12 protein-coding genes are annotated in these 9,618 nt (G+C 67.8%); 6 read left to right on the top strand and 6 right to left on the bottom strand.

From position 1 onward, the window contains the following. From AS93_RS0113875 to AS93_RS0113855, 4 genes are all read right to left on the bottom strand, one after another. Window positions 1–571: FAD-dependent oxidoreductase (locus AS93_RS0113875; protein ID WP_027591171.1), on the bottom strand; the 571-nt coding region annotated here is incomplete at its 3' end. Between the two features lie 142 nt (window positions 572–713). Then, window positions 714–941, bottom strand: coding sequence for a hypothetical protein (locus tag AS93_RS0113870; RefSeq protein ID WP_027591170.1), 228 nt, complete (start codon window positions 939–941; stop codon window positions 714–716). Between the two features lie 295 nt (window positions 942–1,236). Then, window positions 1,237–1,698 carry a hypothetical protein gene (locus AS93_RS0113860; RefSeq protein WP_027591169.1) on the bottom strand — a complete coding sequence of 154 codons (462 nt, stop codon included), beginning with the start codon at window positions 1,696–1,698 and terminating at the stop codon, window positions 1,237–1,239. Window positions 1,699–1,760: 62 nt separating this feature from the next. After that, the gene (locus AS93_RS0113855; RefSeq protein WP_027591168.1) at window positions 1,761–2,555 is read right to left on the bottom strand and encodes a transglutaminase family protein; all 795 of its coding nucleotides are present in this window, start codon (window positions 2,553–2,555) and stop codon (window positions 1,761–1,763) included. Window positions 2,556–2,674: 119 nt separating this feature from the next. On the opposite strand from AS93_RS0113855, the gene AS93_RS0113850 reads away from it, so the two are divergent. From AS93_RS0113850 to AS93_RS0113835, 4 genes are all read left to right on the top strand, one after another. Beyond that, window positions 2,675–3,694 carry a Glu/Leu/Phe/Val dehydrogenase dimerization domain-containing protein gene (locus tag AS93_RS0113850; protein WP_027591167.1) on the top strand — a complete coding sequence of 340 codons (1,020 nt, stop codon included), beginning with the start codon at window positions 2,675–2,677 and terminating at the stop codon, window positions 3,692–3,694. Window positions 3,695–3,795: 101 nt separating this feature from the next. Further along, window positions 3,796–4,884: a pyruvate dehydrogenase (acetyl-transferring) E1 component subunit alpha gene (pdhA, locus tag AS93_RS0113845; RefSeq protein WP_027591166.1), complete on the top strand. Its 1,089-nt coding sequence runs from the start codon at window positions 3,796–3,798 to the stop codon at window positions 4,882–4,884. Beyond that, window positions 4,877–5,863 (top strand): alpha-ketoacid dehydrogenase subunit beta, encoded by a 987-nt coding sequence (locus AS93_RS0113840; RefSeq protein ID WP_027591165.1) that lies wholly within the window; start codon window positions 4,877–4,879, stop codon window positions 5,861–5,863. Before pdhA ends, AS93_RS0113840 begins: the two co-directional genes overlap by 8 nt. Before the next feature lie 21 nt (window positions 5,864–5,884). Then, on the top strand, window positions 5,885–7,000 hold the full coding sequence (locus tag AS93_RS0113835; protein ID WP_027591164.1) for a dihydrolipoamide acetyltransferase family protein: 1,116 nt from the start codon (window positions 5,885–5,887) through the stop codon (window positions 6,998–7,000). Window positions 7,001–7,124: 124 nt separating this feature from the next. Here the strand turns inward: AS93_RS0113835 and AS93_RS0113830 are convergent, their stop codons facing one another. Continuing rightward, window positions 7,125–7,379 carry a YebG family protein gene (locus tag AS93_RS0113830; protein ID WP_027591163.1) on the bottom strand — a complete coding sequence of 85 codons (255 nt, stop codon included), beginning with the start codon at window positions 7,377–7,379 and terminating at the stop codon, window positions 7,125–7,127. 171 nt (window positions 7,380–7,550) lie between these two features. Here AS93_RS0113830 and AS93_RS0113825 point away from each other — a divergent pair, with 171 nt between their 5' ends. After that, complete coding sequence (locus AS93_RS0113825; protein WP_027591162.1) at window positions 7,551–8,045, top strand: phosphate-starvation-inducible protein PsiE; 495 nt, start codon at window positions 7,551–7,553, stop codon at window positions 8,043–8,045. A 78-nt stretch (window positions 8,046–8,123) separates the two neighbouring features. Next, on the top strand, window positions 8,124–9,335 hold the full coding sequence (hmpA, locus tag AS93_RS0113820; protein WP_027591161.1) for an NO-inducible flavohemoprotein: 1,212 nt from the start codon (window positions 8,124–8,126) through the stop codon (window positions 9,333–9,335). Window positions 9,336–9,387: 52 nt separating this feature from the next. On the opposite strand, the gene AS93_RS19415 is transcribed toward hmpA, so the two are convergent. Next, window positions 9,388–9,618 (bottom strand): transposase (locus tag AS93_RS19415; RefSeq protein ID WP_037009376.1); only part of this gene is annotated, 231 nt, incomplete at its 5' end.

The raw sequence follows: 9,618 nt of genomic DNA, 5'->3' as shown, positions 1-9,618 counted from the left end.
CGCCAGGCACGCCGCGCTGTTGCAGCAGCGGCACCCAGGCGCCGTCCGAGCCCAGCCGCGCCCAGCTGCCACCGCCCAGCGCCAGGATCACCGCCGCGGCGTCGACGGCCTGTTCGCCGTGTTCGCTGGCGATGCGCAACTGACCCGTGTCGTTCCAGCCCAGCCAGCGGCTGCGGGTGTGGATGCGTACTCCACTGTCCTTCAGGCGTTTGAGCCAGGCGCGCAGCAGCGGCGCGGCCTTCATGTCGGTGGGAAACACCCGACCGGAGCTGCCGACGAAGGTATCGATGCCCAGGCCGTGAATCCAGGCGCGCAGCGCCTCGGCGTCGAAGGCTTCGATGTGCGGCTGTAGCGCCGGACGCGCTTCGCGGTAACGCGACAGGAAGGCCTCGCGGGCTTCCGAGTGGGTGATGTTCATACCGCCGACCCCGGCGAGCAGGAACTTGCGGCCCACCGAGGGCATCGCGTCGTACAGATCCACGGACAGCCCGGCCTGGGTCAGTACTTCGGCGGCCATCAGACCGGCGGGGCCGCCGCCAATGACGACGATGGGGGAAGAGGGCTGGGGCATGGAACGGCGACTGGGTTGGGGAAAGGCGGCGATTCTACCGCTGTCGGCGGGTCAGCGCCGCGGTGGCCAACGCGCAGCGTTGACCACCCTACACCCAGGCGGCTGGCACGGCGTGCAGCGCAGGGGCGGCGCGGTGTCTGGTTCAGGCGCGCAGCGCCCTGGCGTAGCTGAACAGAAACAGGGTGCGCACCAGTTCCTTGAGTTCGCCGGGCCGGTCGGTGGTGAGCACGGCGGGGTCCAGTTCGCCCTGTTCGCGCAGTTCCTGCAGCTCTTGCCCTTCGAGGCGCACGCAAACCGAGCCGGTGGCTCGATCCAGCACACGCAGGTAGGGTTTTGGGTGGTCCAGCCAGGCGTCGATCAGGTAGGTCATGGCTCATCTCTCCTGTGAAAAGGCTAGATGAGAATAATTCGTATTAATAAAAACGCAAGAGGCCTGATCGAACAGGCCGCTTGCGGCTGGTGCTCACTGGCAGGGGTACATCCAGAAATTCGGGTGCTCCTGGCAGGCGTGGCGGCTGTTCTGGTTCGGTTGCGCGGGCGTCAGCAGTCGGGCGATCAGGTGCATACGTTCCTCCTTGAGGGAAGCGGTGTTCGTTGGTGGCTACTGTGCCCGCGCACGACCTGCGGAGGAACTTGGCAATCTCTATGGCGGCGATTGACGGGCCTCAATCGGCGAAGTGGCCGCGTCGCCGCTCGGCACGAAAAACCAGGGATTCGGGCACATAGCCGGGGCGCAGGGCCGGTAGTGGCAGGCAGTCGTGCCACTGCGCGCCGGGGGCCAGCGGCGCGGCACCGTGGTAGCGCGCCACGGTTTCCGAGCGGGCCAGGTTGAGGTCGTCTTCGGCCGGGTAGGCGGCGATGCGCCAGGTCAGCTCGCGCAGCGGCAGCGTGCTGGTGTTGCGCAGGGAGACGCGCAGCGGGCGATGGGCCGGGCACTGACCGGGTGCGTAGTCGAGGCTCAGTTCCAGACGGGCCAGGCGGTCTTCGTCGCGGGCCTCCTGCCAGAGCACCCAGCTGGCCAGCAGGCCGATGCCGAGCAGCGCGACCAGCGACACCGGCAACGCCTTGTGCGGGTAGCGAATCAGCAGGATCAACCAGGTCATGACCAACAGGACGCCAAACAGCATGGGCACGCTTCCAAGCCAGGGGGAGACCGCCATTCTAGTGGCCTGGGCGGCCACGTCGACTGTCAGTGCACCACGTCGGGCGTGCCCGCTTCGCGCAGGCGCTCGGTCAGGCGCAGGCGCTCGCCGGGGTCCTCGCAGAGCAGCAGGGCGTGCTGCAGGTCGTAGCGCTCGCCGGGCGGGCATTCCAGGCGCTGGTAGAGATCGGCACGGGCCAGGTGGTCGGCCACCGTGGGCACGCCCAGTTGCAGCACCCGGTCGGCATCCTTCAGCGCGGCGAGCAGTTGGCCGGCTTTCTGGTGCTGATGGCGCAGGCTGCGCGAGATGCGTTGCAGCAGCTCTGCGGGCGAGCAGGGCTGCAGATGGCTGGAGTTGAGCTGCAGCTTGCCCTGGTAGCGACGTTCGAGCAGCTCGCGGCAATCGTTCAGGTACAGCCGCCGGCCGCCAGCCGGGTCGAGCAAATGGTCGGCACCCGGCACTCGCAGCAGGAAGCGACCGGGAAAGTTGATGCCGCGCAGCGGAATGTCCAGCCGGCGGGCCAGCTCCAGGGCCAGCAGGCCCAGCATCAATGGCTGGCCCCGCCGGCGCTGCAGCACCCGGTGGGCCAGGACGCTGTCCGGGCCGCTGGTGTCTTCATGGAAGTCCAGCGCGTTCAGCAGGCGTAACAGCGGCTGCGCCTGCTCGCGGGCCGGCAGGGTAGGCAGACTGGTCGACAGGCGATGGCGCAGGCGCTCGACGGTGGCCAGCAGGCTTTCGGGCTGGAAGGTGGGATCGTGCTCGGCAGCGATCCACAGGGCCGCCTCGAACAGGGCATCCGTACCCCGACGCAGACAGGACAGGCAGGCTTCGCGGGCATCCATTCATCGCGCCTCCAAGTGACCCCATTCTTGTAGACGGGCCTTGCCGGCCCGTCCAGTCGACCCGCAGCCGCCACCTATACTGCTTGCACCAGATCACTCAGGCCCGGCGGAGGGATGCCATGTTTGCCCAGATGGAGGCCGTCCGGCTGGAGGCCTTGCACCTTGCGCATGACCCCGCCACCGGCATGCGGGCGGTCATCGCCATCCACAATACCCGGCTGGGGCCGGCGCTCGGCGGCTGCCGCTTCCTTGCCTACGCGGACGAGGAGAGCGCGATCCGCGACGCCATGCGCCTGGCCGAGGGCATGAGCTACAAGGCCGCGCTGGCGGGCCTGGCACAGGGCGGCGGCAAGGCGGTGATCATGCGCCCACCGCACCTGAATGATCGCGCCGCGCTGTTCGAGGCCTTCGGGCGAATGGTGGATTCACTGGGCGGTCGCTACATCACTGCGGTGGACAGCGGCACCTCTGCCGCCGACATGGACTGTGTCGCCCGGCAGACCACCCATGTGACCAGCACCAGCCAGGGCGGCGACCCGTCGGTGCACACCGCCCTCGGAGTGTTCGCCGGCATCCGTGCCACCGCACTGGCACGGCTGGGCAGCGACGATCTGGAAGACCTGCGCATCGCCGTACAGGGGCTCGGCCACGTGGGGTTTGCGCTGGCCGAACAGCTCGCCGCGGCCGGCGCCGAATTGCTGGTCAGCGACCACAACCCGGGTCTGGTGCAGTTGGCGGTCGAACAGTTCGGCGCCCATCCGGTACCCAGCGAGGCACTGCTGGCCACACCCTGCGACATCCTCTCGCCCTGCGGGCTGGGCGGCATTTTCAACAGCCTGACGGTGGCCCAGCTGCGCTGCGCGGCGGTGGCGGGCGCGGCCAACAATCAACTGAGCCACCCGGGTATCGCCGATGAACTGGAAGCGCGCGGCATCCTCTACGCGCCGGATTACGTGATCAACTCCGGCGGACTGATCTATGTTTCCCTGCAGCACGAAGGCGCGCCGCCGGAGCGCATCACCGCGCAGATGCAGGAGATTCCCCGGCGTCTCACCGATATCTACGCCCATGCCCAGGCAGAAAAGCGCTCGCCGGCACGGGTAGCCGACCAGCAGGCGGAAAGGCTACTGTTTGGCTGACGGCAGCTGGTAATCGCCAACGCACAGGTTTCGCTCACGGACCCGGGCCACAAGCCCATCGGGTTCGACCACCGCGCCCATAAGGCGCCGAGGAGACTGGCATGCACGACCCTGCAATCCCCTTCACGCGTTTTCTCGACCCCGACGGCCGGCCCTGCGCCGCGCTGCCACCCTGCGCCGACGATGCCGAATTGCTGGAACGCCTGTATCGGCAGATGGTGCTGACTCGCCTGTTCGACCAGAAGGCCGTGGCGCTGCAGCGCACCGGGCGGATCGGCACTTTCGCCCAGGGCCTCGGCCAGGAAGCCATCGGCGTGGCACTGGGCGCCGCGCTGCGCCCGGATGACGTGCTGGTGCCCTATTACCGTGACACCGGGGTGCAGCTGATGCGCGGCGCGCGCATGGAGGAGGTGCTGCTCTACTGGGGTGGCGACGAGCGCGGCAGCGCCTTCGCCGACCCGCTGGCCCGCGAGGATTTCCCCATCTGCGTGCCCATCGCCACCCAGGCGCTGCATGCCTGTGGCGTGGCGGCGGCGATGCGCATTCGCGACCAGCACCGCGCCGTGGCCACCACCTGTGGCGACGGCGCCACCAGCAAGGGCGACTTCCTCGAAGCCCTCAACGTGGCGGGTGCCTGGCAGCTGCCGGTGGTTTTCATCATCAACAACAACCAGTGGGCCATCTCGGTGCCGCGCAGCCTGCAATGCGGCGCACCGACCCTGGCGCAGAAGGCTGTCGGCGCGGGCATCCCCGGCGAGCAGGTGGACGGCAACGACGTGCTGGCGGTCTACACGCGCATCCAGGCGGCATTGGAGCGCGCCCGCCAGGGCAAGGGGCCGACGCTGATCGAATGCCTGAGCTACCGCCTCAGCGACCACACCACCGCCGACGACGCCAGCCGCTACCGGCCGAACGAGGAAGTCTCCGCCGCCTGGGCGCGCGAGCCGATCAAGCGTCTGCAGGCATTCCTGGCCAGCCGCGGCAACTGGAACGAGCAGCGCGAGCAGGACCTGATCGAGCACTGCCAGGCGCAGCTGCAGCAGGCCGTGGAACGCTTCGAGCGCATCGGCGAGCCCGACCCGGACCAGGTGTTCGAGCACCTTTACCAGCGCTGGCCGACCCCCCTGGCCGAGCAGCGCGAGCAGATGCGCGAGCGCGTCGCTCGGCGCGGAGGGCAGGCCCATGAGTGACAAGACCTACAGCCTGGTGGAAGCGGTGAACCTGGCGCTGGCCCGCGCCATGGCCGATGACGAGAACGTGGTGGTGCTCGGCGAGGACGTGGGCGTGAACGGCGGCGTGTTCCGCGCCACGTTGGGGCTGCGCGAGCGCTTCGGGCGCAAGCGGGTGATCGATACGCCGCTGGCGGAAACCATGCTCGGCGGGCTGGCCGTCGGCATGGCCGCTCAGGGCCTCAAGCCGGTGGTGGAAATCCAGTTCATGGGCTTCATCTACGCCGCCATGGAGCACCTGGTATCCCATGCCAGCCGCCTGCGCAACCGCACGCGCGGGCGGCTGTCCTGTCCGCTGGTGATGCGCACGCCGATGGGCGCCGGCATCCGCGCGCCGGAACACCACAGCGAAAGCACCGAGGCGCTGTTCGCGCACATCCCCGGCCTGCGCGTGGTGGTGCCTTCCTCGCCGGCGCGCGCCTACGGGCTGCTGCTGGCGGCCATCGACGATCCCGATCCGGTGCTCTTTCTGGAGCCCACCCGCCTGTACCGCATGAACCCGCAGCCGCTGCAGGACGATGGCCAACGCCTGCCGCTGGACAGCTGCTTCACCCTGCGCGAAGGCCAGGACCTGACGCTGGTGAGCTGGGGCGCCAGCGTGCATGAAACCCTGCAGGCGGCGGCACGCCTGGCCGAGCAGGGCGTCGAGGCCGAGGTGATCGACGTCGCCTGCCTCAAGCCGCTGGACCTCGACACCCTGGAAGCCTCGCTGCGCAAGACCGGGCGCTGCGTGATCGTGCACGAGGCGCCAAGGAGCGGCGGGCTGGGCGGGGAAATCGCCGCCAGCCTGTACGAGCGCGCCTGGCTCGACCTGCGCGCACCCATCCAGCGGGTCACCGCGCCGGACATCCCGCCACCGCTGTACCGGCTGGAACAGCTCTACCTGCCGGGCGTCGAGGACATCCTCGCCGCCTGCGAGACGGTACTGGACTACGCCTGACGGACATCTGGGAGAACAACGATGAAGCACTTCAAGTTGCCCGACCTGGGCGAGGGGTTGCAGGAGGCGGAGATCGTCGAATGGCACGTGCAGGCCGGCGAGACCGTGAAGGCCGACCAGTTGCTGGTCTCGGTGGAAACCGCCAAGGCCATCGTCGACATTCCCGCGCCCTACGATGGCGTGGTGGTCAAGACCTTCGGCGCGCCGGGAGACATCCTGCATGTCGGTGAACCGCTGCTGGCCTACGAAGGCGAGGACGACAGCGGCACGGTGGTTGGCCGCCTGGAAGGCGGCACGGCGGACGCGCAGGAGGATCGCTTTTTCATCGGTGCCGCTCCGTCCACCCGTGAGCACCTGGCGCCACGGGCGACGCCGGCGGTGCGCCAACTGGCCAACCGCCTGAAGGTGCGCCTGGAGGATCTCCAGGGCAGCGGCCCTGACGGGTTGATCACCCGAGCCGACGTGGAAACGGCGGCCCAGGGCTCTGCTGGCGCCTTCGAAGGCGAGAAGCTGCGCGGCGTGCGGCGCAGCATGGCGCTGAACATGGCTCGCGCGCACGCCGAGGTGGTGCCGGTGACGATTTTCGGCGACGCCGACCTGCAACGCTGGGCCGAACCACGCGACCCGCTGGTGCGCCTGGCCCTGGCCATCGCCGAGGCGGCGCGCGTCGAACCGGGGCTGAACAGCTGGTTCGACGGGCACCGAATGCTGCTCAAGCAGCATGAAACCCTCGACCTGGGCATCGCCGTGGACACGCCGGACGGGTTGTTCGTGCCGGTGCTGCGCGATGTCGGCAATCGCTCGGCGGAAGACCTCAGGGCCGGCATGGCGCGGCTGCGCGCCGACGTGCAGGCACGTTCGATTCCGCCGCAGGAGATGATGGGCGCGACCTTCACGCTGTCCAACTACGGCACTCTGTTCGGGCGCTACGCCAGTCCGGTGGTGGTGCCACCGCAGGTGGCGATCCTCGGTGCGGGTGGCATTCGCCGCGAACCGGTGGCCGGCGGCAACGAAGTGGAGGTGCACCCGATCCTGCCGCTGTCGCTGACCTTCGACCACCGGGTGATCACCGGCGGCGAGGCGGCGCGCTTTCTCAAGGCGCTGGTGGAGGCGCTGGAGAAGCCGGGCGCGCCGTAGGGTGGAACGCGCAGCGTTGGCCACCGCCGGGTGGGTGGCTCCAATAAAAGTGCAGAAGGAAAACATGGCCGCGACAGAGAGGGGGGTGTCGCGGGGCGGTGCCATGGCCCTTCTGCAAAACCGTTCAGAGCTTCTCGTAGTTCAGCTCGGAGAGATCGACCGGGCCCTTGAAGGCCTTGGCGAACACCTCGCGGTTGCGGGCCATGAAGATGCCCACTTCCTCGCGCTGCTCCTCGCCGAGCGAGGGCACGGCCTTCTCCAGCGCCGCGGCCAGCGCCTCGGCCAGCTCGAGCATCTTGTCGTAACGATCGGCTTCGGCCTTATCCATGAACAGACGCTCCGGATCGCGCGAGCTGCGGTACACCACTTCGACGGCCATTCATCACTCCTGCCTTCTTCCAAGGGTTGGTTGGATACTGTTTGTTTATCCAGTATAGGGATTTGCCATCACGCTGCAAACCCCCAAGACGCTGGTTGCTGCGCATAAAGACATGGCATGCTGCCTGCATTCGACTTTCGTCTAGCCGCCCTGCCATCAAGGAGCCACGCCGTGAAACAGAACTGGGCCGACACCCTGCGCAACAACCTGCATGAACTGGCCGAGTCGCTCGGCAACCTGCTGGCCGAGGCCTTCCATTACCTGGCGCTGTTCGCCATCGGTGCGATCACCGCCTGGGCGGCGGTGGTGGCCTTCCTCGAAATGGTGGCCAAGGGCTCGGCGAGCATCGACGACATCCTGCTGCTGTTCATCTACCTGGAGCTGGGTGCCATGGTTGGCATCTACTTCAAGACCAACCACATGCCGGTGCGCTTTCTGATCTATGTGGCGATCACCGCGCTGACCCGCCTGATGATTTCCGACATTTCCCACCACCACCGGCCGGACCTCGGCGTGATCTACGTATCCGGCGCCATCCTGCTGCTGGCCGTGGCGATCCTGGTGGTGCGCTATGCCTCGGCGCGCTTCCCGTCGGTGCCGTCCTACCCGCCGCGGCGCACCCTGCGCCAGCCGCCGCAGGCGCGCGACGGCCTCGGCGAGGAATAGCGGGTCCCTCGGTCGGATCGGGCTGACAACCGCGCCATGCCGCACTTTGCTTAAGGCAAACGCCTACAGGAGTGCGACATGCTCAGCCAGGACACCAAGGACCTCATCAAGGCCACCGCGCCGGTGCTGGCCGAGCAGGGCTCGACCATCATCCGGCGCTTCTACCAGCGCCTGTTCGAGGCGCATCCCGACCTGCGCAACCTGTTCAACATGACCCACCAGCAGCGCGGCCAGCAGCAGGAAGCCCTGGCGCGCGCGGTGTACGCCTACGCGGCGAACATCGAGCAGCCGGAAACCCTTGCCGCGGTGCTGGAGAACATCGCCCACAAGCACGCCAGCCTCGGCGTGCGGCCCGACCAGTACCCCATCGTCGGCGAGCACCTGCTAGGCGCCATCAAGGACGTGCTGCAGGAGGCCGCCAGCCAGGACATCCTCGATGCCTGGGCGCAGGCCTATGGCCAGTTGGCCGATCTGCTGACCGGCATGGAGCGTCGCCTGCGCGAGGAAAGCGCCAACCACACCGGCGGCTGGAACGACTGGCGCACCTTCGTGGTGCAGGAGAAGAACCCGGAGAGCGAGGTGATCACCTCGTTCGTGCTGGCGCCGGCCGACGGCGGGCCGCTGGCGAACTTCCAGCCCGGCCAGTACATCAGCCTGGCCGTGCAGGTGCCGACGCTGGGCTTGCAGCAGATTCGCCAGTACAGCCTGTCGGACATGCCCAACGGCCGCACCTACCGCATCTCGGTGAAGCGCGAAGCCGAACCCGGCCAGCCGCCGGGACAGGTGTCCTGCCTGCTGCACGATCATGTGCAGGTGGGTGACGAGCTGAAGGTGTCACCGCCCTACGGCAACTTCCACATCGATGTCGAGGCGCACACGCCCATCGTGCTGATCAGCGGCGGGGTGGGGCTGACGCCGATGGTCAGCATGCTCAAGACCGCGCTGCAGAATCCGGCGCGCCAGGTCGTGTTCGTGCACGGCGCGCGCAACAGCCGGGTGCATGCCATGCGCGACCGGTTGCGCCAGGCGGAGCGCGAGCACGCGAATTTCAAGGTGCTTGTCTTTTACAACGAGCCGCTGGACGAGGACGTGGAGGGGAGGGACTACGACCACCCGGGCCTGGTCGACGTGAAAGCGATCCGCGACGAGATTCTGCTGCCGGATGCTGACTACTACATCTGCGGGCCGATCCCCTTCATGCGCCTGCAGCACGACGCGCTGGAGAACCTCGGCATTCCCGAGGGGCGCATCCATTACGAGGTGTTCGGGCCGGATCTGTTTGCGGAGTAGGGCGGTTTCGGCCGCCAACCGTGGGAGATTCTATGTTGCCCTGCAAGCACTTTTAGCCAGTTCGAGGGATGTAATCCTCCCGCTTCTTCATCAGAGCAAAGGCGATCCTGGCCAGCTTGCGAGCCAGGATCACCAGCGCCTGGGTCTTCTTCAGGCCACGCGCTTGATACTGCTCGTATAGCTGCTTCCAATGGCCCTTGCGCGCGGCTGTCATGGCGGCGTTGTGCAGCAGGCGGCGTATCTCGGGATCGCCCTGCTTGGTCAGCTTGCGTCGGCCCGTGAA

This window comes from Pseudomonas sp. RL, assembly GCF_000647775.1.
Lineage (GTDB): Bacteria > Pseudomonadota > Gammaproteobacteria > Pseudomonadales > Pseudomonadaceae > Serpens > Serpens flexibilis.
The sequence above is the reverse complement of the archived record's forward strand: the minus strand, read 5'-3'. Positions and strand labels throughout refer to the sequence as shown.

Excerpts from the sequence above, each read along its gene's own strand:
- AS93_RS0113835 (WP_027591164.1), top strand. The coding sequence starts at position 5,885 with ATGAAGCACTTCAAGTTGCCCGACCTGGGCGAGGGGTTGCAGGAGGCG.
- AS93_RS0113850 (WP_027591167.1), top strand. The coding sequence starts at position 2,675 with ATGTTTGCCCAGATGGAGGCCGTCCGGCTGGAGGCCTTGCACCTTGCG.
- AS93_RS0113870 (WP_027591170.1), bottom strand. The coding sequence starts at position 941 with ATGACCTACCTGATCGACGCCTGGCTGGACCACCCAAAACCCTACCTG.
- AS93_RS0113830 (WP_027591163.1), bottom strand. The coding sequence starts at position 7,379 with ATGGCCGTCGAAGTGGTGTACCGCAGCTCGCGCGATCCGGAGCGTCTG.
- pdhA (WP_027591166.1), top strand. The coding sequence starts at position 3,796 with ATGCACGACCCTGCAATCCCCTTCACGCGTTTTCTCGACCCCGACGGC.
- AS93_RS0113855 (WP_027591168.1), bottom strand. The coding sequence starts at position 2,555 with ATGGATGCCCGCGAAGCCTGCCTGTCCTGTCTGCGTCGGGGTACGGAT.
- hmpA (WP_027591161.1), top strand. The coding sequence starts at position 8,124 with ATGCTCAGCCAGGACACCAAGGACCTCATCAAGGCCACCGCGCCGGTG.
- AS93_RS0113860 (WP_027591169.1), bottom strand. The coding sequence starts at position 1,698 with ATGCTGTTTGGCGTCCTGTTGGTCATGACCTGGTTGATCCTGCTGATT.
- AS93_RS0113840 (WP_027591165.1), top strand. The coding sequence starts at position 4,877 with ATGAGTGACAAGACCTACAGCCTGGTGGAAGCGGTGAACCTGGCGCTG.